The organism is Bradyrhizobium sp. 195 (assembly GCF_023101665.1).
Classification (GTDB): Bacteria; Pseudomonadota; Alphaproteobacteria; order Rhizobiales; family Xanthobacteraceae; genus Bradyrhizobium.
In genome coordinates this window covers 4,372,534-4,395,545 of sequence record NZ_CP082161.1, presented here as the reverse complement: position 1 = coordinate 4,395,545, position 23,012 = coordinate 4,372,534, and the positions used below count along the sequence as shown (strand labels likewise).

Genomic DNA, 23,012 nt, shown 5'->3' with positions numbered 1-23,012 from the left:
CGCGGCCGCGATCAGATGAACTTGATGCCGGCCGATTTGCCGCGGCGCCAGACCACCTGACAGCTCCGCCCCGTACGCGCATCGCGCGCGAAGGCGAGCCGGATCACGCCCGGGAGCTGGCTGGCGTCTTCGTCCAGCGTGATCTTGGCACCCGAATCGGAGATGTCCTGGACCAGGCAGTGCCGCGCGGCGAAGCCGCCGTCGAGCGTGATCCAGGCGTGCTGCGACAGCAGCTTGCGGGCTGCGCGCTTTTTCGGCGGAGGCATTGGTGAAAGATCTCCCACTCCAGCGCTAATCAGGGAACCCTAAGAAACCGTTGAAATCGCCTCCGAATGTTCTCGGGGCCGGCGCTATCCACCGGAGCCAAAAGACCGGTCCGAACGGCTTGCCGGGAGCCAGAAAGGCCACTATACGTTCGCCGCTGCAAGCCGCCGGGCCCTGTTCGGCCGGCCAGCGGTCATGCCGGGAAACGGCCGGGCCCTGTGTTTGCTCCCTTCGTCTATCGGTTAGGACGCCACCCTTTCACGGTGGAGAGAGCGGTTCGATTCCGCTAGGGAGCGCCAGTGCGCACGCGACACCTGTCGCCTTTCCTCCCCAATTGCCACGATTTCCGCCGCAGCGGCATGAACCTTCCCGCCGCTCGCCACCGACCAATGTCAGTTGGAACCGGTCGAGCCCCATGGCGCAGCGTCACCCCGAGATTGAAGGTTCGTCCGGTGCGTCCGCAATGACACCCGACCTTCCGGCTTGGCTGGGCCATCCCCGCCAGCATTCACCGGACCGACGCGCCAAAATGATGGAGCACCTGGCACGCGCCCGATCGCTGCCGCAGCGTCAGGTCGATTCTGCGCAGGGCAAAAGCACCCAAGATATTCTCGGCGATGTCGTCGGCTACGCCATCGTGTTCGGTATTCTCGCCCTGCTCTTCCAGTCGCGCATTCCGCTCTATCTCGGCGCGTTCGTGGTCCTGACCGACGGCGAGCGCATTGAAGGCGCGTTGGCAAGGATCGGTATCCGCTTCGAGCCCGAAACGGTCGGCCCTGACATCGTCACGCGCTCCGCATTCTGGTTCGGATGGTTCGCGTTGCTCGCCGTCCTGAAAGGCGCCGTCCCCGTCTGGCTCGCATCGTCGATGCCTCCGACGGAGTCTTGGTCCTTCCTCGCCGGCATCGCCCTTCTGCTCGCCATGGTCGAAGCACTCTCGGTGCTCGCGATGCGGCGCGCCTTGCCGGCCCTGGGATTGGCGATCACCCCGAACGGCCTGATATGGACGACGGTCCAGCTCGCCATGGCCGTTGGCGCGCTGGCTTTGCTGGTGCTGTCAGGATTTCTTAGCCGCCGTGCGGAGCGGTACTAACGCACTCTCCTGACGATCTTGTGAGAACGCCCGCAGCATAACGGGTCCTTATGCCGCGCTTTCCGCAGCGCTGCGCTGATGCGCATTTACCGGAAATTTACCCCTGCTCGTGAGCGACGGTATCATTTGCTTAGAATTTGATTGCTACCGTGGAATTACGGAAACGATCCCAAACCACGATTGGCGCGCATGTCCGTCACAGAGTTCCTCCGGCAACGAGCAGTGGAAGTCACCGTGGCCGGCAGCTACTCGCTGCCGCGTTGGTACGATTGCGAGGGCAAGCTGCGCACCTTCGCCTGCCGGACCAAGCGCGTCTCGCCGTTCCGCATGATCGTGGACGTGCCCGTTGTCGGCAAGGTCGGCGAGCGCGTGACCTCCTACTTCCAGGATTTCGGCGAATTCCAGTGCACCATCAGCGCGACGCTGAAGGCGGGCTTCCTGATGGAGCTCGACATGACGCGGGCGCGGCGCGCCTGGATGTCGGAAAAGCTGACCTGGCTGGAGAAGAAGCAGAGGGACGACAGCGTCCAGGAGCTGCGGCGTGACGCGCGTTTCGTTCCGCAGGTCTCCCATACCTTCCTGACGCTCGCCGACGGCAGCATCCATCCCTGCTTCATCATCGACGTCTCCACGGCCGGCGTCGCGATATCCTGCGAGTACGACCCGCCGGTGGGAACTCCGCTTGCGGTCGGTGCCTGCGTCGGGCGGGTCATCCGCAAATTCGACAACGGCTTCGCGGTCAAATTCGCCGAAAAGCAGTCGCGGGATGACCTGGTCCGCCTCGTCGTGCGCTCGCCCCTGCAGCAGTCGGCCTGAGCCGGACCGGTCAATTTTAACTCTTCTTTAACTAAATACTGGAGGTGGAGTCCCTCGCGCGATAGGGTGTGATCCAGCACGTCCGCAATCATTGCGGGCCCCCCATATCGGAAGTCCTGGAATGTCCATCGCTGACGCCGAGCTCGTCCCGGCTGATCCCCCGCAGAACGCGTCCACCGCCACCAAGCCGCAGCTTCCACCCGGCGTCGTCACCGAGGGACCGCTCGTGCAAGCCAAGCTGCGCGAGAGCTATCTCCTGCTCGGCATCCTCTATGTCGGCGCGGTCGCCGGCATCATCTGGGCTGTCACGCAAGGTCTCGGCAAGGTCGAACTGTTCACGTTCGTCTGGATGTTCGCGCTGACCACGTTCGGCATCGGCGCAGGCATGCACCGCCTGTTCGTCCATCGCAGCTTCCGCACCGGCCCGATCATGCGGGTCTTCTTCTGCGCCATCGCCCAGATGGCGATCCAGGGCTCGATCGCCAAATGGGTCGCCAACCACCGCCGCCACCATCTTTACGCCGATGACGTCGGCGATCCCCACAGCCCGCAATTCGACGGCTTCGGCAATCGCTATGTCAGCGCGCTCAAGGGCTTCTTGCACGCCCAAGGCAGCTGGGTGTTCGACCAGGCGACCACCGACAACGAATACTACGCCAAGGACATCCTCGCCGATCCCATCGCGATGTTCTTCGTGCGCACGCGCTGGGTCTGGTACGGGATGTCGGCGGTCTTCATCCCCGGTGTGATCGGCTACACTTTCGGCGGCGTGCACACCATGATCGGCTGCGTGCTGTTCTCCGGCCTGCTCCGCGCTTATCTGCTGATCCTCACCAGCCAGCTCACCGGCTCGGTCTGCCACGCCTATGGCTATCGCCGCTTCGAGGTCGACGATGCCTCGACCAACGAGTTCGTGACCACGATCCTCACCTTCGGCGAGGGTCTGCACAACAACCATCACCGCTTCCCGCGGGACGCCTACATCTCGCACGCCTGGTGGGAGATCGATCTCAACGGCCTGATCATCCTGAGCCTGGAGAAGATCGGCCTCGTTCACGACGTCTTCCACGCCTCGCACCGTCAGCTGGAGCGGGCAGCCGAAGCAGAGGCGGCCTCGACGGCGCGCTGAACCGGCAGGCGGCGGCCAGCCTCCGGCCGTCCCGCCTCCGCATCGCCGCCCTATCGCGGCCCCATTGCGGGATCAGCCTTTGACAGTCCGTGCCTCACGCCGGACGTCGGACTTGCGATCGGGGGACCGGATGGCAGTCAACAAGATCACTTGGGACAGGGTCGGCCGGGTCACCGAGCCAGGACGCTACATGTACACGTTCGGCTGGCTCACCATCACCGCCGGCGACCTGGAAATCTGGAAGCTGTACCCCCAGGCCGCGTTCACGCTGCTGGCGCAACCGGGCGGGTTGGACGCGTCCCTTGGCGAAGAATTCCATCTCGGCGCCTTCGACGTCGCCCCGGGCGCGCCGCCGCCGTTCACCACCCATTGAGTCCCGGCTCCGAACTCGTCTGCCGGAATAGGTGCGCAGTGAATCGAAGAAACCTGCGCATTTCCTTGATCTGGCTTGCCAATCGCGCCCGGCATCAATCCCGCAGGCGTTGCCATGGATGACGAACAAGTTCTGTCATGCAATTGATTGCGCTTGTATTCTACATCTCCACGGACGATGGCAGATGAACGAAAGCTGTCGCGCTCGTTAAGCGAGCGGACAGCGAGCGCATGACACATGGTCGCATCGGCAATTGTAGATTAGCGGACCAAGGGAACCTATTTTCGGCGCCGATGTATCTGATTGAAGCGTTGCCCACCGTCATCGGAACTGCAGCCATCGCCCCGGCGCTGCTGATGCTGTGGCTTGTCATCGCCGCTGAAGAGCGCCCAGGCCCGCCCGCTCAGGTCTGGACCGCGTTCCTGCTCGGTGCCGCCAGCATCTCGCTGCTCGGCCTCGCCCGCGCTCCCTTCGCCAAGATGGTCGCAGCCCCCGACGACCCCTGGGCGGCGCTCGCCATGCATTCGATCTTCGGCGTCGCGTTGCCTGAGGAAGCCGTCAAGGTGATCGCCATCGTGATGGTCTCCTCGACCAAGCGACGAACTTTTGCCAACCCCATGGACACCGTGGTCTATGGCGCCGCGGTCGGCCTCGGCTTCGCCGCTTACGAGAACCTGGCCTATCTGGTTCAGCACGCCGAGATGTGGCGTTCGCTGGCCGCGCTGCGCAGCGTGCTGACGGTGCCGTTCCACGGCGCGCTCGGCATCATCGCGGGCGCTTATCTGACCATCGCGCGCGCCGGCACGGCGCTGGGCGCGAACCGCCACCATCGCGACTGGGCCCGGCTCTCCAGCCGCCTCTTGATCTTCGCAGGCCCGCTCGCGCTGCATTCGGCGTTCGATTTCCCCCTGCTCACCCTCCAGCGCATGCCGGACCTCGACCCCAGCTTGCGGATGTGGCTGGGGGCTGCGAGCCTCTTGATCGGCTTCAGCTCGATCGCCTTCGCCATCCGCCTGGTCCGGCGTGTCGCCCGCCACCACGCACCCCGGACCGACGTTGCGCGGGAGCGGCTCAGCCAGCTTCGCCGGATGTGGGCGCTGCTGCTTGCCGGCGGCGGCGTCGGCTTTCTCGGGCTCGCCTTCGTGCTGACCTCGATCCATCACTGGCTCATCAACCCCGAACGCAATCTGACGCTGGCCCTGATTCCGATCGGCTTCGTCTCGATCCTGCTCGGCCTTGCGCTTCTGATTGTCACAACGGCAATCTACATTCTCGGCCGCAACCGCATCCGCACCAGCGCGGAAGGTTTTTCCTCGGCGCCCGGCAGCGGTTGATCCACCGCATGGCAAGCGCGCCATGAGCGGACTAGATAGGACGCACTCCTCTCGTTTCAGGAGCTAGACGATGACATCGCCCGAGGATTTTTCACGGCTGCAATCCGTCATGAGTCAGGCGGTCAAGGCGCATTGGAAGGCTTTCCTGTTCGAAGGCATCCTGCTCGCCGTTCTCGGCGTCGCGGCGCTGATCCTGCCGCCGCTCGCAAGCCTTGCGATCGCGATCTTTCTCGGCTGGATGTTCCTGATCGGCGGTATTGGCGGGCTGATCGTCACCTATTGGGCGCGCAGCACGCCAGGCTTCTGGTGGTCGCTGGTCTCGGCCGCGCTCGCCGTGCTCGCCGGCCTGCTGCTGCTGGCCCGGCCGATGCAGGCCGTGCTGACGCTGACCATCGTGCTTGGCGCCTACTTCCTCGCGGAGGGCGTCGCCACCATCATGTACGCGCTGGAGCACCGCCGCGAGTTGAGCAGCCGCTGGTCCTGGCTCCTGATCTCGGGCCTCGTCGATATCGCGATCTCGTTCATGGTGATCACGGGGCTGCCGAGCTCGGCCGAATGGGCCATCGGCGTTCTCGTCGGTATCAACCTGCTGTTCGGCGGCGCCAGCCTGATCGGCATGGCGCTGGCGGCGCGCAACAGCAACACCTGAGGCGCCTCGTTGCCTGCCGCGCCGATTGGGGGGTGACAAGGCGCCATTGGCGCGCTATATGGCCAGCCATGATCACCGTCGCCACCAGCTATTTTTGGTACTTTAGCTACGACAGCTCGCTGGCGGCAGAAGGATCGCGCTCAATCTGAAACATTGCAGCAAACGTCCGAACAAGCCGCCAGACCTGGCGGCTTTTTTATTGGCCGGCAGGTTCTCAAAACGACAGGAGCCCGCCGTGCTGAGCACGACCGACGATCTTCGCATCCGTGAACTGAAAGAACTGAACACCCCGGAAGAGGTGATGCGGGAGGTTCCGCGCACGCTCACCGCCACCCGTGTGGTGATGGCCGCGCGCAACGCCGTCCATGCCATCCTCGCCGGCCAGGACGACCGCCTGCTAGTCGTGGTCGGCCCCTGTTCGGTGCATGACCCCAGGGCCGCGCTCGAATATGCCGAGCGCCTCGCGAGCTTGCGCGAAGACCTCGCCGATCAGCTCGAGATCGTGATGCGGGTCTATTTCGAGAAGCCCCGCACCACGGTCGGCTGGAAGGGCCTGATCAACGATCCCGATCTCGACGGCAGCTTCGACATCAACAAGGGCCTGCGGCTGGCGCGCAACGTTCTGTCGGCGGTGAACAATCTCGGTCTGCCCGCCGGCACGGAATTCCTCGACATGACGACGCCGCAATACATCGCCGACCTCGTGTCCTGGGCCGCGATCGGCGCGCGCACGACCGAGAGCCAGATCCATCGCGAGCTGGCTTCCGGGCTGTCGTGTCCGGTCGGCTTCAAGAACGGCACCGACGGCAATGTGCGGATCGCAGCGGACGCCGTGAAGTCGGCCTCGCATCCGCATCATTTCATGGCGGTGACGAAACTGGGCCGCTCGGCGATCGCCTCGACTGCCGGCAACGAGGATTGCCACATCATCCTGCGTGGCGGCAGCAAGCCGAACTATGACGCGGCAAGCATTGCGGCGGCCTGCAACGATTTGGCGAAATCCGGCGTCGCGCCGCTGGTGATGGTGGATGCGAGCCACGCCAATTCGAGCAAGAAGCCAGAGAACCAGCCGCTGGTGATGGCCGACATCGCCGGTCAGATCTCCCGCGGCGAAAACCGCATCATGGGCGTGATGATCGAGAGCAATCTCGTCGCCGGCCGCCAGGACGTGGTGCCGGGCAAGCCGCTCGCCTACGGCCAGAGCATCACCGACGGCTGTATCGACTGGCCGGCAACGGCGACCGTGCTCGAGCAGCTGGCCGACGCGGTCGAGGTCCGCCGCAACACAAGCCGCGCCGGACTGCACGAGCGCTCCGCCTAAAGCGTGGCGAGCGAAGCTTCGGATGCTTGCGCGTTTTCACCTCTCCCCAGCGGGGAGAGGTGAAAAGCCTCAGCAGCCGCGACAAATGCTCTTGATCTTGCGATCGAGCTCCGCGTCTTCCTTGTTCACGGGGCTATTCGGATTGCTCAGATTCTTCTCGCTGGGCACGTCGGCCGCGCGGGGCTGGCGGTGACCCACCGGTGCCGGCAACACCGAGCCAGAGGACGCTCCGCCGGATGTCGACCCCTTGGAGCCGCCGGTCTGTGCCACCGCCGCGCCGCCGAGCAAGACCACGAGCGATGCTGCCACCATGATCTTCTTCATGTCCGCTTCTCCATTCTCAAGCCAGCGCGCGCCCCCCAATCACCGCTCAGGTCTCGGGCGGATAGAGATGAACGTCGCCGCAATAGTCCACGATACGATAGCGCGTTTCGGCTCCCACTTCACCCGCATCGGGTGCGGTATTTTGCGGCGCCAGTACGTAGCTCGGCCCCACCGGCGACTTGCCGGCGCCGCCGGGAATGTCGATGACATAGTCCGGCTGACACAGTCCTGACACCCGCCCGCGCAACTGCCGCATCAAGTCCTGCCCCTCCGCCAGCGTCGTCCGCAGGTGCGCTGTGCCCGGCGCGAGATCGCCGTGATGCAGATAGTAGGGCTTGATCCGGCATTCGACGAAAGCTCGCATCAAATCCGACAGAGCGGCGATGTTGTCATTGACCCCGCGCAAAAGCACGGACTGGCTCACCAGCGGAATTCCGGAATCGACAAGCCGCGCGCAGGCGGCGCGCGCCGGCCCCGTCAGCTCGCGCGCGTGGTTGGCATGCACGGCCACCCAGGTGCTCGCCCCCTCGACCTTGAGCGCCGCAACCATCTCGTCGCTGATGCGCGCGGGATCGGCTACGGGCACGCGGGTGTGAAGGCGGATGATCTTGACGTGATCGATGGCCGCCAGATCGGCCATGATCTCGCTCATCCGGCGCGGCGACAGCATCAGCGGATCGCCGCCGGTCAGGATCACTTCCCAGATTTCGCGATGCGAACGGATGTAATCAATCGCCGCACGATAGGCGCTATCCGACAGCGCGTTATCCTTGCCGGGCCCTACCATCTCGCGGCGGAAGCAGAATCGGCAATAGACCGCGCAGACTTGAACGAGCTTGAACAGGACGCGGTCGGGATAGCGGTGCACGATCCCGGGAACCGGCGAATGCGGGTGATCGCCGATCGGATCGGCATTTTCGCCCGGCTGCATCTCCAATTCGTTTGCACTCGGAACGAATTGCCGCGCGATGGGATCATCCGGATCGGACGTATCGATCAGCTCGACCAGCGCCGGCGTGATGGCCACCGCATAGCGCGCGGCAACGCGTTCGAGCGTCGACAGCGCTGCTGCGGGCGCCAAACCTTCGGCGACGAGCTCGGCCGGCTCGCGCAGCGTGCGTGCAAGGTTCGTCTTCGTCATGTCTCACTTGACGTTTCATTTGCAGGCGGCGTCCACACCACCTGATCAATTCGCAATGCGCCGCTCGCCAGCATCACCAGCCGGTCGAAGCCGAGTGCAACACCGCTCGCCTCCGGCATTGCGGCCACCGCGGCCAGAAAGTCCTCATCCAGCGGATAGGCTTCGCCGTAGCGACGCTGCTTCTCCGCCATCGATGCCGTGAAGCGGTTGCGCTGCTCCTCGGCATCGGTCAGTTCCCCAAAGCCGTTGGCGAGCTCGACGCCGCACGCGTAGACCTCGAAGCGCTCGGCAACCCTGGGATCGTCAGCCTTCACCCGTGCCAGTGCCGCCTCTGGAGATGGGTATTCGAACAAAATGGTCAAACGCCCCTGCCCCAGATGCGGCTCGACATGCTCGACCAGAACCTTGCTGAAGATGTCCGACCAGGTGTCGTCCTCGGCCACACGGATCTTGCTGGCCGCCGCTTGGGCGAGCGCGGCACGGTTACCCTCGTTGCCCGAGATTGTCGACAGCAGGTCGATGCCGGCGAACCGCTCGAAGGCGCCCGCGACCGTCAGCAGTTCCGGCTCAGCGAAGGGATCGGCGGTCCGGCCACGGAAGGAGAAGGTCCCGATCCCGGTCGCTTTTGCCGCACGGGCGATCACGACAACGCAATCGGCTATGATGGCGTCATAGGGGGCGCCTGCCCGATACCATTCCAGCATGGTGAATTCGGGCAGATGCAGGTCGCCGCGCTCGCGGTCTCGGAACACCCGGGCGAGCTCGAAAATCCGCGTCTCGCCCGCAGCCAGCAGCTTCTTGCAGGCGAATTCCGGGGAGGTCCGGAGGTAACGGCTGGCACGGTTGCCGTCCGGCCGCATGATCTCGGTCCTGGGGGCATGCAGATGGGTCTCATTGCCCGGGGAGACCTGAAGGACGGAGGTTTCGACCTCCACGAACCCCTGCTCGGCGAAAAAGCCCCGTAGAGCCCCGGTAATGGCTCCCCTGGCCTGGAGGAACGGCCGACGGTCGAGGTGCCGCCCGGGCAACCAGAACGGAGAGATGGGCTTGTCCCCAACCATCAACCGGCCGCTCCCGCCCTGAGCAAAATGCTGGCATCCAACGGCAAAATCAGTATGTTGCGGCCCGAAACGGGCGCCGAGGTCCGATTTGAGGCCCCAACTCCCCCATCGATTTGACCACGTCCTGGCCCAAGCCGGGCCAAGCAAGCAGGAAATATAGCTTTGAGAGTCATCGCCAGTTCTATTCGCAAGGGCAACGTGATCGAGCAAGACGGCAAGCTTTACGTCGTCGTGAGTGCCGAGAACATCCATCCCGGCAAGGGCACCCCGGTCAGCCAGATCGAAATGCGCCGAATCTCGGACGGGGTAAAGATCTCCGAACGGTACAAGACCACCGACCAGGTCGAAAAGGCCACCATCGAAGAGCGCAACTACACCTTCCTGTATGAAGATGGCGACGGCTTCCACTTCATGAACCCCGAGACCTACGACCAGGTCCAGGTCTCCAAGGACGTCGTCGGCGACGCGGCCTCCTATCTTCAACCGGACATGACCGTCAAGCTGTCGACGCATGACGTCAACGTGGTGTCGCTGGCGCTGCCGCAGCGCGTGACGCTGGAAGTGGTCGAGACTGAGCCCGTGACCAAGGGTCAGACCGCCTCCTCGTCCTACAAGCCGGCGGTGCTCTCGAACGGCATCCGCACCACCGTGCCGCCGCACATCGCCGTCGGTACCCGCATCGTCGTGATGACCGAAGACGGCTCCTACTCCGAGCGCGCCAAGGACTAACCGAAGGGATCAGAGCAGCAGGTGCCGCCGGGGGGCGAGACAGTGGTTGGGAAGGGTTTCCGCTTCGTCTCGCTGCTTCTGGCGTCGCTTTCGTTCCTCATTGCCGCACCGCTCGCCGCGGACGAATTCCGCAGCCCCTCGCTCACGGCCCTGCGCGTCGACTGGCGCGCAGCGCTCGACCAGCTCCGCGCCGAGATCAACAGCCGCCCCCGGGTCGCCGACGATTTCATCTTCGCACCTCGCCGTTCGGTGCCACGCTACGATCCGCGCGCGACGCCCGCACTGGTGCAGCTCAACGCGGTCTCGTCGCGATTCTTCACCGGCATCACCCGCAGTCCCGTGCCGGTGCTGCTGCCGTTCGACGCCGTCGCTTACCTCGAGGCACAGCGCAACGGCGCGCCGGCGACGCTCGCGCTGTCGCGCTACCAGGCGGATTTCAATCCCGTCGACATGTTCGATGCCGGCCCCGCCGGCTATAGCGCGACCTTCTCGTTCGAGCCCGGCGCTGGTGACGGCATGCCGGGCCGCGTGTTCACGAGGCCGGTCGAAGTCCAGATCACGGGATCGGCGCTGGTCTATGACATCGCCGATCCCGCCGGCGGCAAGGGCGAGCCAGTCAAGCCGCTCGCGACGACCTATCCGGATCTGCGCAGATTCATCCGGGAAGGCTATGTACGCTACGCATTCAGCCGTTTCGGCGCCGCCTATGTCGTGTCGATCCAGTGCCTCGACAGCGTCGCAAAGCCGCGGCGGCTCGCCTGCAAGGAAGCCTATCCCGTCGCCGAGCGCTTCCTGAAGGCCCTGCGTGTCGCCGGCGGCCAGCGCATGCGGCCATTGACGGACATTGCCTCCAACATCCTCGATCGTCCGGCGGAGCGTTCACCGGACTTCAGCTATCGGCCGAGCGGCGACATCATCCCGAACACCGGCTACCGCAAGCAGGGCGGCCATCCTGACGTGATGGCGTATGCGCAGATCCGATTCCCGCTCGAGAAGGCGCCTGCGTTCGTGCGCTCGCAGTCCTACGGCAAGCGCGACAAGAGCGAAGGTCCAACCGCATATCCCTGGCGCGACAATTTCTGCGAGTCGCGCAGTTTCGAGGTCTGGCAATGCGGCGGAGGCTTTGGACATCAGGGCGAGGACATCCGCGCCGCTGACTGCCCCGCGCCCGGCGAAGGCCGCGAGCCCTGCGATCCCAAGCAACGCGGCGTCGTCGCCGTGCGTGACGCGATCGTGATCCGCGGAGCCAAGGACCAGGCCGCGACGCTTCAAGTCAACAGCCGCACCGAGCACATCCGCTTCCGCTACATGCACATGAATCCGCAGGCGCTGAACGCCGACGGCGTGGTCAATGGCCGCATTGTCACCGAGGGCGAGAAGATCGGTGTGATCTCGAACTATCTCGACCATCCGGCCGGGACATCAATGCACCTGCATTTCGACGTGCAGGTGTTCACACGCGACGGCTGGATCTGGGTCAGCCCCTACGTCACCCTGGTCTCCGCCTATGAACGCCTGATCCGCGCTCGCGGGCGCGAGGTCGGCCCGGAGATCGCTGTCACGGCGCAGCCCGTGGCACACGCGCTGCCGGAAGACGTTATCAAGCCGGACCTGCGCGAGGGATCGAGCGGCGAGGACAATTGACGGCCTGCCCGCTCCAAGGTTGGTCGATGCAAGAGCTGATGTCGCGCACACTGCAGGCTCGAACAAGCAAGGGACACGGTTGATGAGCCTCGGACTGATCGGTCTTCTCGACGATATCGCGGCGATTGCAAAGGTGGCGGCAGCCTCGCTCGACGATGTGGCGAGCCAGGCTGCCAAAGCAGGCACAAAGGCGGCTGGCGTGGTCATCGATGATGCGGCCGTCACGCCGAACTACGTCATCGGTTTTGCCTCGAAACGCGAACTGCCGATCGTCGGTAAGATTGCGATCGGATCGCTGCGCAATAAATTGCTGATCCTGCTCCCCATTGCCCTGCTGCTTGGATATTTCCTTCCCGCCGCGGTCACGCCGCTGCTCATGCTGGGCGGAGCCTTTCTTTGCTACGAGGGTGCCGAGAAGGTGCTCGAAGCCGTGATGCCGCATCATGCGCACCACCACGAAGCTCAGCTCCATCCGATCGCGTTGAATGCCCGGTCGGTCGAAGACGAGAAGGTCGCGAGCGCCATCAAGACCGATTTCATCCTGTCGGCGGAGATCATGGCGATCACGCTGGCGGCTCTCCCGGCGGGCAGCATCTGGACTCAGGCACTGGTGCTGGCGCTGGTTGGCATCTTTATCACTGTCGGAGTCTACGGCGTGGTGGCCCTGATCGTGAAAGCGGACGATGTTGGCATGGCCCTCGCGCGCTATGACAACGCCTCGATCATTGGCGGCGCGATCCGCTTGCTCGGACGCGCGCTCGTCCGCGGTATGCCCGTCTTCCTGGCGGTGCTGAGCACCATCGGAACCGCCGCCATGATCTGGGTCGGCGGCGGCATCATCCTGCATGGCATCGAAAAATACGGCCCACCCGTGGTCGGCCGCACGGTCCATGCCGCAACCGAGGCCGCTGCACATGCCCTTCCATCCATTGCCGGCATCATCGAATGGTCGGTCGAGGCGGCCATCTCAGGCGTGCTTGGGCTGCTTATCGGTGCACTTGCGATTCCGCTCGTGCAATACGGTCTCTCTCCGGCATGGAAACGGTTGAGGCGATCGTAGCTGGCCTGAAGGCAACCGGCCGTGTAGCCCGGATGGAGCGAAGCGCAATCCGGGTATTCTCGCACGGAGGCAGCGCTCCCGGATTTCGCTTCGCTCCATCCGGGCTACCGATTATTCAAGCAGGGTCGTGAGCTGCGCGCCCTCATCCGCCACGAACACCGCGATCAACTCTGCCGGCTCGGTCGCGCTGGCATTGGCGGAGACCAGATGCGTCGAGCCCGGCGGCTCGAAGAAGGACTGGCCGACGCCAAACGTCTCGACCGGACCGCCGCCGAGCTGCGACCGGATCTCGCCCTTGGTGATGTAGGCGGTGACGGATCCTGAGTGACGATGCGGACGCGAAAATCCGCCCGGGCCGTAGAACACACGCACGATGGTGACGCGCTTGCCCGGCACGTTTGGCAATGCGTAGGAGCCGATCGGCTCGACCTTGTCGAGCGGCGAACTCTCGGCCGCCGTGGCGCACAGCGGCGCCAGTGCACCTGACACACTGTCGATCGTCACCGGCAGCACCTTGCCGATCGCAAGCGCGCAGGCGAGCCCTGCGACGACCGCGAATGCCGTCGAACGTGACACCGGACGCTGCACGGCAGAATAACTTATTGCTGTCATCGTGACCCCCTCTTGTGCCGATCAGGATGCGGCAGCGTTCGCGGCCACCGGCCGCGCCGCCGGCGTCCAGCGAAACGCAGCACCAAAACGGTTCCAGACGTTGATCGAGGCGACCGCTGAGGTCAAGTACATCAACTCGGTCTCTGAAAACTCGCGGTCAGCTTCGGCGTAGTCCTCGTCGCTGACGCCGTCGGGCAGCAAGGTCAGCGCCTCCGCCCAGGCCAGCGCCGCGCGCTCGCGCGCGGAAAAGACCGGCGCCTCGCGCCAGACCGCGACCAGATGGAGCTTGTCGGCGGGAACGCCGATCCGTTCCGACAGCAGGACGTGATGCTGCACGCAGAAGGCGCAGCCGTTGATCTGCGAGGCGCGCAGCTTGACGAGCTCGATGAGCTGCTTGTCGAGGCCGGCCTTGGTTGCAAGCTGACCGAGCGCCAGAACCAAATCATAGACGTCGGGCGCGATCTTCTTGAAATCCTCGTATTCGCTGCGGGCGTGTGACATTGCGATTCACCTCGTCTTATTGTATGAATGCTTACATCTTATAAGAGCTCTTATATGTCACGCAAGTCCACAGCCGCCACAAGACCCAATAGCGCGTACAAGGCGCCCGCACCTGCCGACGAACTCGCCGTGCGGGTTCCCGCGCCGGGAGAAGGCAAGCGCGGCGAGCAAGGCTATCTCGGCTATCTCCTGCGCCAGGCCCATGCGGCGGTCCGCCTGACGATGGAACGAACGCTCGCCGATCTCGGCGTGACGTCGCCGCAATTTGCGGTGCTGACCATGCTCAATGCCTATCCGGGCCTGTCCGGCGCCGACGTCGCCCGCCTCACCTTCCTGACGCCCCAGACCGTCGGCGTCATCATCCGCAATCTCGAACGTGACGGCGCGATTCTGATGAGGCCGCATCCCGTCCACGGCCGCATCCAGCAATGGACGCTGACGCCGCGCGGTGCGACGCTGCTGAAGGCCTGCAGGGAGCGTGTGGTCGCGCTGGAGAAGCGGCTGGCGAAAGGCTTGGACAGCAAGAACGAAACGGCCATCCGGCGGTGGCTAGCTGGCATCGCAGCTGATCTGCAGGAGGACTAAGCGGGCTTCGACGCAGGCAAAGCCTAGTCGCCGCCTCCTCCGTCCCCGCCGCCGTCGCAAATGCCGAAATCGGGGAGGTCGCCACCGTCGCCGCCCTGAATGCCGCGTCCAAAGTTCTCGGCGAGGATCATCAGGATCACGACGAGCAGTCCGGCGATGAACGGCCAGGGGTTGGTATGGATGATGTCGAACAGCTCCCGCATGCGCGCATTCTGCGCAGACGAAAGCGAACCGACCGTAAAGTGACACGCTTTAAAATCGGGATATCGGCCGAACGGCGACCTAGCCGCCCTTCAAAACTTTCTTAACCTCGCCGTCGGGCCAGCTCTCGCCCGCCGCGATCACCCGCACGCGGCTGAGGTCCGTGTCATTCACCAGCACATGCGAACTCACCCGGTCGCCGCTCGGCTCCAGGTGCAGATCGGTTTCGGGCTTCCAGCTCAATGTGGTCGCAAGATCGCCTGGAAATATCTGCCATTGCGATCCGTCGTCCAGCTCGACGACATGGCTTTCCGCATGTGCGTATATCTTCATTCCACCCCGAATCTCGATGAGCAGCAGAATGGGCCCCGGCGCTCCGGCCGGGGCCGTGCTGCATCAGTCGTTGTCGTGATGAATCACGGTCTTTTCGCGATTGCCGAATTCATCTTCCTTCTTGATCACCGTGGTGCGGTCGGCGGGCTCGCGCTCCTTAATGACGGTGGTACGGTCGCGATCGCGGTCTCGCTCGCGATATTCATGGGACTGACCAACCGTCACGCCCGCCCCGACCGGGCCGACGTGAACGCCGACCTCGTCCGCGAACGCAGGCGCTGCGATGGCCGTGACCATGGCGGCGGCAAACAGATATTTCCTCATCTTGTCCTCCTCAGTATCGTGCGGAGGGAATGCAAGACTGCGACCTTTTGTTCCGGGGAAAGGCCTGTTCCGAGCGTTCCAGGAACCGGCTCACACAGGCCATGTTTCGGGCTAGAATGTGTCTATGAAACACGCTGATTCCTCGCTCCATCCGACCCGCCGCGCCCTGCTTCAATCCACACTCGGTGCGGCGGCTGTGCTCGCACTTCCGACACGCGTCCTCGCCGCACCTCCAGGCTTTGACGAATGGCGCGAGGGTTTTCGCGCGCGCGCGATGGCGAAGGGCATTTCTGCGGCGACCTGGCAGCGCGCGATGGCGCGTGTCGAGCCGGACATGAGCGTGTTCAAGCAGATGCGCAGCCAGCCGGAATTCCACGAACAGGTCTGGCAATACATCAACCGCCGCGTGTCCGACTGGCGCATCATCAACGGCAAGATCGCCCTGAAGAACAACGAGGCGCTGCTCGCGCGCATCGAGCGCGATTTCGGCGTCGAGCGCGGCACGCTGCTGGCGCTGTGGGGCGTCGAGTCCGCCTATGGCGATCCCCTGGTGCAGCAGAACCACATGACGCCGGTGTTTCCCTCGCTCGCCGCGCTCGCCTGGAATGAGCCGCGCCGCAAGGCCTATTGGGAGACCGAGCTGATCAACGCGCTGCGCATCGTCGACAAGGGCTGGAGCACGCCGGAGCAGATGCAGGGCTCCTGGGCCGGGGCCATGGGGCACTCGCAATGGATGCCGGAAGTCTGGCTCAATGTCGGCATCGACTATGACGGCGACGGCAAGGTCTCGCCGTTCGGCAAGCCCGACGACGCGCTGGGCTCGACCGCAAAATATCTCGTCAATCGCGGCAAATGGCATCGCGGCGAGCATTGGGGCTATGAGGTGCGCGCGGCCGGCAATATGAGCGGCAGCCGAACCTATGCGGCATGGCAGGCGGCCGGCGTCACCCGCGCCGACGGCCAACCGTTCCCGCAACCGAATGCATCCGCGCAGATGTGGACGCCGGTCGCGGGCGGACCGACCTTCTTGTTGGGACCGAACTTCTACTCGGTGAAGAGCTACAATCCCTCGATGAACTATGCGCTGGCGATCTGCCATCTCGGCGACCGCTGCCTCGGGGCGCCGCCTTTCATTCAACCCTTCCCCGGCTCGGAGCGCGCACTGACGCTCGCCGAGGTGCAGGAGATGCAGACGCGGCTGACCAAGGCCGGCTTCGACACCGGCGGCACCGATGGCCGCGTCGGCAACGACACCATGAAGGCGATCAAGGATTTCCAGCAGCGCGCCGGCATCACGCCGGCGGACGGCTATGGCGGGCTCAAGGTGCTGGCCAAGCTGCGGCAGGGGTCGTAGCGCGACGTCCTCTCCGCCGTCATTCCGGGGCGCGCCACTTGGCGCGAACCCGGAATCCATTTCACCGCGTCGGTTGCTGCACCATGGATTCCGGGCTCGCGCTCCGCGCGCCCCGGAATGACACGTCAATGCCGGTACTGCGGCTCCTCCGCATCGAGCTGCCGCCGGATCGCTGCGAGATGCAACCGCGCGGATTCGGAATCGCCCTCGCGCATCTGCCTGTAGGTCTCAGCCGCAATCGCGGGATCGACAGGCAGCACCTTTCGTCCCGTCGACATCGCCAGCACCTGCACCTCGGCGGCGCGTTCGAGGTAATAGAGATCGTCCCAGGCCTCCGCGATGGTCGGTGCCAGCACCATCACGCCGTGATGCTTCATGAAGACGATGTCGGCATTCCCGACGGCGGCCGCGATGCGCGCGCCTTCCTGGTTGTCGAGCGCAAGGCCGTTGTAGTCGCGATCGACCGCGGTGCGGCCATAGAACTTCAGCGCGGTCTGGCCGGCCCAGATCAAGGGATCGCCTTCGGTCATCGACAGCGCCGTGGCATAGGGCATGTGGGTGTGGAAGGCGACTTTCGCGCGCGGCAGGCGCTTGTGCATCTCGGCGTGGATGTAGAACGCGGTCGCCTCGGGCACGCCCTCGCCGTCGAGCACGTTGCCGTGGAAGTCGCAGATCAACAGCTTGGACGCGGTCAGCTCGCGAAAGGCGTAGCCGTAGGGGTTGACGAGGAACAGGTCGTCATGGCCCGGCACGACGGCCGAGAAGTGGTTGCAGATGCCTTCCTCGAAGCCATTGCGCGCCGCCATGCGGAAACAGGCCGCCAAATCCTCGCGCGCCGTGCGGATCGCATCGGTCGCCAGGTCCGGCCGGTTCGAGCGGAACGGCGCTGATGCGGGTGAGGAAGCGTGAAGGCTGTGCGCCATGCGAAGGACACCTCTGTCGGTCGAGAGCTGCCCGCGTTGTACAGGGGCTGCGCCTGCGCGTCAGCCCCTGCGCGTGCCGCCCTGCCCTGCGCGGCTCACGCCCGCCGCGGCACGCCGCCCGAGTTCATGCCACCGTCGATGACGAGCTCGCTGCCGGTGACGTAGCGCGAGGCATCGGAGGCCAGATACAGCACGCCGGAGGCGATCTCCGCGGCCTGGCCGGCGCGGCCGAGCGGCGTGACGATCTTCGCCCGCTCCTCCGGATCGATCGGCGCGTTCTGGCCGGCGCCAGTCGCGCCGGTCGGGATCTTGCCCCAGATCGGCGTATCGATGATGCCGGGATGAACCGAGTTGACGCGGATGCCGTCGCTCGCCGCCGCACATTCCATCGCGATCGACTTGGCGAACAGCCGCACGCCGCCCTTGGTCGCCGAATAGGCCGACAGCCCGGGCGAACCGCGCAGGCCCGCCAGCGACGACATCATGACGATCGAGCCCCCGCCATGCTTGCGCATCAAGGGCAGGCAATGCTTGACCGAGAGAAAGACGCCGTCCAGGTTGATCGCGTTCTGCTTGCGCCAATCAGAGAGTGTCATGTCGACGATCGAAGGCACGGCAATGCCGATTCCGGCGTTGGAGACCATGATGTCGAGCCGGTCGTAGCGCCTGGCCACTTCGGTGACGATCTCGATCCAGCGCTCCTCGCTGGTGACGTCCTGCTCCAGGAAGATCGCCTTGCCGCCGGCCTTCGTGATGCGCTTGGCGAGCTCAGGGCCGCGCAGCTCGTCGATGTCGGTGATGACGACGGTGGCGCCCTCGCGCGCGAACAGCTCGACGATGGCTTCACCGATACCCGAGGCCCCGCCCGTCACCAGCGCGACCTTGCCCTCAACCTGCCCTGCCATGTTCACTCCCTTTTTTGTTGTTTGAAGCAGTGGCTATCTAATCACGGATGGCCCCTGGTCCGGTAGCGCGACGTCGATGACGCGGAATTGCACGCGTTCGGTGCCTTGGTAGCGATCGACCGAGAGCGAGCCGGCGACATGCAGTTGCTGGCCGCGATTGGCGAGCAGCGCGTTCCCGAGCTTCTGGCCGACCGAGCGGAACGCGATGCCGTTGACGATGGCGCCGTCGCCTGACTTGAAACGCAGACGCAGATGCGCCTGGCCAACCTCGTCGGCAAAGACGAGCTGATGCGCCGGCAGCGCCAGCACGGCTTCCGGATTGCCGCTGCCGAACGGACCGGCACGGTTGAGCGTTGCCGCAAGATCGGTCGTCACCGCGCGCGCGGAGACCGCGCCATCGATATAGAGCTCGTTGACGTGGCGCGCCTCGGCGACGTCCTGCGCCAGTGCGTTTTCGAGATAGGCGCGGAATTCGGCGAGCTTCTCTTTCCGTAGCGTCACACCCGCGGCCATCGCGTGGCCGCCGCCCTTGAGCAAAATGCCGTCGGCCACCGCCTGCCGCACCGCCTTGCCGAGATCGACCCCGGCAATCGAACGGCCCGAGCCGGTGCCGATGCCGCCGGGCTCCAGAGCTATGGCGAAAGCCGGCCGCGAGAACTTCTCCTTCAGGCGGGAGGCAACGAGGCCGACGACGCCGGGGTGCCAGCCTTCGGACGCCGTCACGATGACGCCGAGCTTGTCTTCCAGCCCGATCGAGGCGAGCGCCTCGGCTTCGGCTTGCGCTTCCGCGGCCTGCTCGATGACGCGTCGCTCGCTGTTGAGGCGGTCGAGTTCGGCGGCAATCCGTGCGGCCTCGACGCCGTCGCCTTCCAGCAGCAGCCGCACGCCGAGATCGGCGCGGCCGATGCGGCCGCCGGCATTGATGCGAGGACCCAGCATGAAGCCGAGATGCCACGCCTCGGGCGGGCCGTTGAGCCGCGCCACATCCATCAGCGCGGTATGACCGACATGATCGCGGCGCCGCATCGCGATCAGCCCCTTGGCGACAAAGGCGCGGTTGAGGCCGATCAGCGGCGCCACATCCGCAACCGTGCCGAGCGCGACGTGATGCAGCATACCGAGTAGATCCGGCTCGGGCATCTCCGCGTTCCAGAAACCGCGCTGGCGCAGCTCGCGGTTGACCGCGACCAGTGTCACCAGCACGAGGCCGACGGCGGCGAGATGGCCAAGGCCGGAGAGATCGTCGAGCCGGTTCGGATTGACCAGCGCGTCGACCTCCGGCAGCTCCGTGCCGGCCTGGTGATGATCGATCACGACCACGGACATGCCGAGCCGCCTCGCTTCAGCCAGCGGCTCCATGCTGGTGGTGCCGCAATCGACCGTGACGAGCAGCGTGGCGCCCTTGGCCGCGAGCCCGCGAACCGCTTCGACGTTCGGGCCATAACCCTCAAAGATGCGATCGGGAATGTGGATCAGCGGATCGAGCCCGCAATGGCGCAGATGCCAGGCCAGCAGCGCCGCCGAGGTGGCGCCGTCGACGTCGTAGTCGCCAAAGATCGCGACCTTCTCTCCCTTCACGGCGGCATCCGCGATCCGCTTGGCGGCGGCCTCCATCTCCGTCACCGTGAACGGGTCCGGCAGAAGCTTGCGGATGGTCGGATCGAGGAAGTCCTCGACAGCGTCGATATCGACCCCGCGCCCCGCCAGCACCCGCGCCAGCAACTCCGGGAGCTGGTGGCGCTGCACGATGGCAAGCGCCTTGGCCGCCCCGCGCGCGTCGAGCCGGTCGCGCCAGAGCTTGTCGGTGAGCGAGCGCGCGACGCCCAGGAACGCCTGGGGCGCTTCGACGGGCAAGGCGGTGACAGGCGGCGTCATGATTCGAGAGCGATCTTTGGGAACTCGGAACCCCGGACGAACACGCAGAGCGTCCGGTCACTGGCGGATTGGCCGGGAATCCGCCGAACTTTGCAACGGCAGCGGCCCACAAAGCGGTGGATGGCTGCCCAACAGAGCGGAGTGACTATCATTTGGGCACCCGGCGGAACAGCAAATTAAGCAGGCGTTAGGCGGAATCTTCGAAAAAGACTTGTATTCGATCTGTAATTTGATGTTCCGGGTTCGTTGCAGATCAGACCTCATTGCCAAGGGAAATCCCCGATGTCTGCTGCGCTGGGTCTGAAAGCCAAGCCGATCGCCACCGAACCCGCTGACGATGATTCCGACATCTCCGCGCTGATCAACCGCCTGACCGCGGAGGTCAACCAGATCGCAGTCGACAAGACCAAGTCGATCCAGCAGATCACCAACCAGATGAAGATGCTGGCGCTGAACGCACTGATCGAGAGCTCGCGCGCCGGCGCGCAAGGCGCGGGCTTTGCAGTGGTCGCCCAGGAGGTGCGCGGCGTCGGCCAGCAGGTCGAAACCATCGCACGCGAGCTCGAGACACAGTTGACGAAGCGCACCGGCGATCTTGTCGCCTCGATCGAGCGCATGAGCCAGCGCTCGCGCGGCGAGCGCATGATGGATCTGTCGCTGAACGCGATCGAGCTGATCGACCGCAACCTCTACGAACGCACCTGCGACGTGCGCTGGTGGGCGACCGATTCCGCCGTGGTCGATTGCGCGGCCTCCCCCAACGCAGCGGCCGTCTCGCATGCCTCGCAGCGCCTGGGCGTGATCCTCGGGGCCTACACGGTCTATCTCGACCTCTGGCTTTGCGACCTCGACGGCAACGTCATCGCCAACGGCCGCGCCGACCGCTTCCGCGCCGTCGGCCAGAACGTTGCCCACACCAAATGGTTTCGCGAGGCGCGCAGCCTGCGCTCCGGTGACGATTATGTCGCCGGCGATGTCGAGAACCAGCCGCTGCTCGGCAACGCGCAGGTCGCGACCTATTGCGCCAGCGTCCGTGCCGGCGGCCAGGCGAGCGGCGCCCCGATCGGCGTGCTCGCCATCCATTTCGACTGGGAGCCGCAGGCCCGCGCCATCGTCCAGGGCGTGCGCATCGGCGACAGCGACCGGGCCCGCGTGCTGCTGGTCGATTCGAATTTGCGCGTCCTCGCGGCGTCCGACGGCCAGGGCATCCTCAGCGAGCGCATCTCGATCTCGCTGAACGGCCAGCGCTCAGGCTTCTATCACGACCGCAACGGTTCGCTGGTCGCCTTCCATGCGACGCCGGGTTACGAGACCTATCGGGGCCTGGGCTGGTACGGCGTGATCATCTGCGGGGCGTGAGGCCAGAAGCGGCCGACCCGCAAAAAAATCGGACGGGGGTAGCCTGCCCAATCAAAAAACTGAAAAACAACCCCATGCACAGTAGCCTGAGTGTTGTTTTGCTTGATGTTTTTTGCGCCCACCAAATCGCTTTGACTCGTCGGGCGCGGGGCTTCTGTCCCGCGTCTTTGCGTTTAGGACCACGGCGGCTCTTCGCTCGCCACGGTTGCCTCGTGGTGGATCGTTACGACACCCACCGAACGCAACCCGGTCAGCAATACAGATCTTACAGAGGCAGGATCAAATCCAATATCCTTGGCGTTTGGTGGATGTGCCTCGCTGTCCTTCAATCGGAGCGCCAAGTGCAATTTTGCTACCCAACTAGGTAGCACAGCAGGGCGGCCCCCTTCGGGACCGGGGCGCAGGCAGAGCTAGCAGGATCGCGGTCGACTCACGATCGTTGCGACCGTTGATTCAAGGGGCGGCGAGCCAGCGGTGGTTGAACGTTCCGCGTGACGCACCAACAGTCGTGAACTACGATACAGCAGGGGCTTGCTTGATCTGTTGGAGAGCAACCATGGCCTACGCGATCATTCATCACTTCCCCGGCGGCACGAAAGATCAGTACGAGAAGTCGATTGCCGCCGTGCATCCGAGTTCGGGCGCCCTTCCGGCGGGCCAGATCTTCCACACGGCCGGGCCCTCGCCCGGTGGTTGGACCGTGATCGCGGTGCACGACACGAAGGAAAGCTGGGAACGGTTCCGCGAACAGATCCTCATGCCGCGCTTGACGCAAGGCATCGAGGGGGGATTGGCCGGGCCGCCGCAGGAAACCGCATTCGAGACGCACACATTCAGCAGGTAGCGTGCATCGTCGCCAATCGGGCGGACAATCCGCACCAAGCGGCCTCTAGCCTTTGCGCGGCAGACCGAGCCGTGGCCTCATCCACTGACGGCTTGCGATTACCTTTCGCGCGGCAGGCTCGACGGGAGCAGGGTCGGTCTTGGCCCCGAGCTGAACAACGCAGCAACCGCCGCAATGTCGGCTGCCTGCGACTGACCGGACATCGTACGATGATTGCGATGACCGCCGCTTTTGACCCGTTGCGAACTATACGGTCGC

The 23,012-nt window shown here is 64.8% G+C and carries 26 protein-coding genes and 1 tRNA gene; 15 read left to right on the top strand and 12 right to left on the bottom strand.

Annotation, left to right across the window (positions count from 1 at the left end):
- Window positions 1-11 precede the first annotated feature (11 nt).
- On the bottom strand, window positions 12-266 hold the full coding sequence (locus IVB26_RS20245; RefSeq protein WP_018323099.1) for a PilZ domain-containing protein: 255 nt from the start codon (window positions 264-266) through the stop codon (window positions 12-14).
- Window positions 267-488: 222 nt separating this feature from the next.
- Here IVB26_RS20245 and IVB26_RS20240 point away from each other — a divergent pair.
- The 8 genes from IVB26_RS20240 (at window position 489) to IVB26_RS20205 (ending at window position 6,979) form a co-directional block, all read left to right on the top strand.
- A tRNA-Glu gene (locus tag IVB26_RS20240) sits at window positions 489-563 on the top strand.
- A gap of 116 nt (window positions 564-679) precedes the next feature.
- Window positions 680-1,357: a hypothetical protein gene (locus IVB26_RS20235; protein ID WP_247967108.1), complete on the top strand. Its 678-nt coding sequence runs from the start codon at window positions 680-682 to the stop codon at window positions 1,355-1,357.
- Window positions 1,358-1,546: 189 nt separating this feature from the next.
- Window positions 1,547-2,173 (top strand): PilZ domain-containing protein, encoded by a 627-nt coding sequence (locus tag IVB26_RS20230; RefSeq protein WP_246929658.1) that lies wholly within the window; start codon window positions 1,547-1,549, stop codon window positions 2,171-2,173.
- 121 nt (window positions 2,174-2,294) lie between these two features.
- Window positions 2,295-3,302 carry an acyl-CoA desaturase gene (locus IVB26_RS20225; protein WP_247967107.1) on the top strand — a complete coding sequence of 336 codons (1,008 nt, stop codon included), beginning with the start codon at window positions 2,295-2,297 and terminating at the stop codon, window positions 3,300-3,302.
- Window positions 3,303-3,432: 130 nt separating this feature from the next.
- Complete coding sequence (locus tag IVB26_RS20220; protein ID WP_247967106.1) at window positions 3,433-3,675, top strand: hypothetical protein; 243 nt, start codon at window positions 3,433-3,435, stop codon at window positions 3,673-3,675.
- Between the two features lie 293 nt (window positions 3,676-3,968).
- Window positions 3,969-5,009, top strand: coding sequence for a PrsW family glutamic-type intramembrane protease (locus IVB26_RS20215; protein WP_247973224.1), 1,041 nt, complete (start codon window positions 3,969-3,971; stop codon window positions 5,007-5,009).
- Between the two features lie 70 nt (window positions 5,010-5,079).
- Window positions 5,080-5,658, top strand: a complete 579-nt coding sequence (locus IVB26_RS20210; protein ID WP_247967105.1) for an HdeD family acid-resistance protein — start codon at window positions 5,080-5,082, stop codon at window positions 5,656-5,658.
- A 235-nt stretch (window positions 5,659-5,893) separates the two neighbouring features.
- Window positions 5,894-6,979 carry a 3-deoxy-7-phosphoheptulonate synthase gene (locus IVB26_RS20205; protein WP_276578694.1) on the top strand — a complete coding sequence of 362 codons (1,086 nt, stop codon included), beginning with the start codon at window positions 5,894-5,896 and terminating at the stop codon, window positions 6,977-6,979.
- 69 nt (window positions 6,980-7,048) lie between these two features.
- On the opposite strand, the gene IVB26_RS20200 is transcribed toward IVB26_RS20205, so the two are convergent.
- The 3 genes from IVB26_RS20200 to epmA are packed head-to-tail and all read right to left on the bottom strand — an operon-like array spanning window position 7,049 to window position 9,505.
- Window positions 7,049-7,303 carry a hypothetical protein gene (locus IVB26_RS20200; RefSeq protein WP_247967104.1) on the bottom strand — a complete coding sequence of 85 codons (255 nt, stop codon included), beginning with the start codon at window positions 7,301-7,303 and terminating at the stop codon, window positions 7,049-7,051.
- 46 nt (window positions 7,304-7,349) lie between these two features.
- A complete protein-coding gene (locus IVB26_RS20195; protein ID WP_247967103.1) occupies window positions 7,350-8,444 on the bottom strand; it encodes a lysine-2,3-aminomutase-like protein in 1,095 nt (364 codons plus the stop codon).
- On the bottom strand, window positions 8,441-9,505 hold the full coding sequence (gene epmA / locus IVB26_RS20190; RefSeq protein WP_247967102.1) for an EF-P lysine aminoacylase EpmA: 1,065 nt from the start codon (window positions 9,503-9,505) through the stop codon (window positions 8,441-8,443). Before epmA ends, IVB26_RS20195 begins: the two co-directional genes overlap by 4 nt.
- A gap of 162 nt (window positions 9,506-9,667) precedes the next feature.
- Here epmA and efp point away from each other — a divergent pair, with 162 nt between their 5' ends.
- From efp to IVB26_RS20175, 3 genes are all read left to right on the top strand, one after another.
- Complete coding sequence (efp, locus tag IVB26_RS20185; protein ID WP_247324694.1) at window positions 9,668-10,234, top strand: elongation factor P; 567 nt, start codon at window positions 9,668-9,670, stop codon at window positions 10,232-10,234.
- 21 nt (window positions 10,235-10,255) lie between these two features.
- On the top strand, window positions 10,256-11,878 hold the full coding sequence (locus tag IVB26_RS20180; protein WP_247967101.1) for a M23 family peptidase: 1,623 nt from the start codon (window positions 10,256-10,258) through the stop codon (window positions 11,876-11,878).
- Window positions 11,879-11,960: 82 nt separating this feature from the next.
- Entirely contained in the window at window positions 11,961-12,938 is a 978-nt protein-coding gene (locus IVB26_RS20175; protein ID WP_247967100.1) for a DUF808 domain-containing protein, read from the top strand.
- A 111-nt stretch (window positions 12,939-13,049) separates the two neighbouring features.
- Here IVB26_RS20175 and IVB26_RS20170 read toward each other — a convergent pair whose 3' ends face one another.
- Both IVB26_RS20170 and IVB26_RS20165 read right to left on the bottom strand, forming a co-directional pair.
- Entirely contained in the window at window positions 13,050-13,550 is a 501-nt protein-coding gene (locus IVB26_RS20170) for a cupin domain-containing protein (protein WP_247967099.1), read from the bottom strand.
- Between the two features lie 21 nt (window positions 13,551-13,571).
- On the bottom strand, window positions 13,572-14,051 hold the full coding sequence (locus IVB26_RS20165) for a carboxymuconolactone decarboxylase family protein (RefSeq protein ID WP_247967098.1): 480 nt from the start codon (window positions 14,049-14,051) through the stop codon (window positions 13,572-13,574).
- Between the two features lie 54 nt (window positions 14,052-14,105).
- On the opposite strand from IVB26_RS20165, the gene IVB26_RS20160 reads away from it, so the two are divergent.
- Entirely contained in the window at window positions 14,106-14,636 is a 531-nt protein-coding gene (locus IVB26_RS20160) for a MarR family winged helix-turn-helix transcriptional regulator (RefSeq protein WP_247967097.1), read from the top strand.
- 23 nt (window positions 14,637-14,659) lie between these two features.
- On the opposite strand, the gene IVB26_RS20155 is transcribed toward IVB26_RS20160, so the two are convergent.
- The 3 genes from IVB26_RS20155 to IVB26_RS20145 all read right to left on the bottom strand — a co-directional run bounded on the left by IVB26_RS20155 (window position 14,660) and on the right by IVB26_RS20145 (window position 15,494).
- Entirely contained in the window at window positions 14,660-14,839 is a 180-nt protein-coding gene (locus IVB26_RS20155; protein ID WP_247967096.1) for a hypothetical protein, read from the bottom strand.
- Window positions 14,840-14,918: 79 nt separating this feature from the next.
- On the bottom strand, window positions 14,919-15,170 hold the full coding sequence (locus IVB26_RS20150) for a hypothetical protein (protein ID WP_247967095.1): 252 nt from the start codon (window positions 15,168-15,170) through the stop codon (window positions 14,919-14,921).
- 63 nt (window positions 15,171-15,233) lie between these two features.
- Window positions 15,234-15,494: a hypothetical protein gene (locus tag IVB26_RS20145; protein WP_247324711.1), complete on the bottom strand. Its 261-nt coding sequence runs from the start codon at window positions 15,492-15,494 to the stop codon at window positions 15,234-15,236.
- A 124-nt stretch (window positions 15,495-15,618) separates the two neighbouring features.
- Here IVB26_RS20145 and IVB26_RS20140 point away from each other — a divergent pair, with 124 nt between their 5' ends.
- Entirely contained in the window at window positions 15,619-16,848 is a 1,230-nt protein-coding gene (locus tag IVB26_RS20140; protein WP_247967094.1) for a lytic murein transglycosylase, read from the top strand.
- A 125-nt stretch (window positions 16,849-16,973) separates the two neighbouring features.
- Here IVB26_RS20140 and IVB26_RS20135 read toward each other — a convergent pair whose 3' ends face one another.
- The 3 genes from IVB26_RS20135 to recJ form a co-directional block, all read right to left on the bottom strand.
- Complete coding sequence (locus IVB26_RS20135; protein WP_247967093.1) at window positions 16,974-17,771, bottom strand: aldolase; 798 nt, start codon at window positions 17,769-17,771, stop codon at window positions 16,974-16,976.
- 95 nt (window positions 17,772-17,866) lie between these two features.
- The gene (locus IVB26_RS20130; protein ID WP_247967092.1) at window positions 17,867-18,676 is read right to left on the bottom strand and encodes an SDR family NAD(P)-dependent oxidoreductase; all 810 of its coding nucleotides are present in this window, start codon (window positions 18,674-18,676) and stop codon (window positions 17,867-17,869) included.
- Window positions 18,677-18,709: 33 nt separating this feature from the next.
- Complete coding sequence (gene recJ, locus IVB26_RS20125) at window positions 18,710-20,551, bottom strand: single-stranded-DNA-specific exonuclease RecJ (protein ID WP_247967091.1); 1,842 nt, start codon at window positions 20,549-20,551, stop codon at window positions 18,710-18,712.
- Between the two features lie 282 nt (window positions 20,552-20,833).
- Between recJ and IVB26_RS20120 the strand changes: the two genes are divergently transcribed.
- The gene (locus tag IVB26_RS20120; RefSeq protein ID WP_247967090.1) at window positions 20,834-21,910 is read left to right on the top strand and encodes a methyl-accepting chemotaxis protein; all 1,077 of its coding nucleotides are present in this window, start codon (window positions 20,834-20,836) and stop codon (window positions 21,908-21,910) included.
- A gap of 556 nt (window positions 21,911-22,466) precedes the next feature.
- Window positions 22,467-22,754: a hypothetical protein gene (locus IVB26_RS20115; RefSeq protein ID WP_247967089.1), complete on the top strand. Its 288-nt coding sequence runs from the start codon at window positions 22,467-22,469 to the stop codon at window positions 22,752-22,754.
- Window positions 22,755-23,012 lie beyond the last annotated feature (258 nt).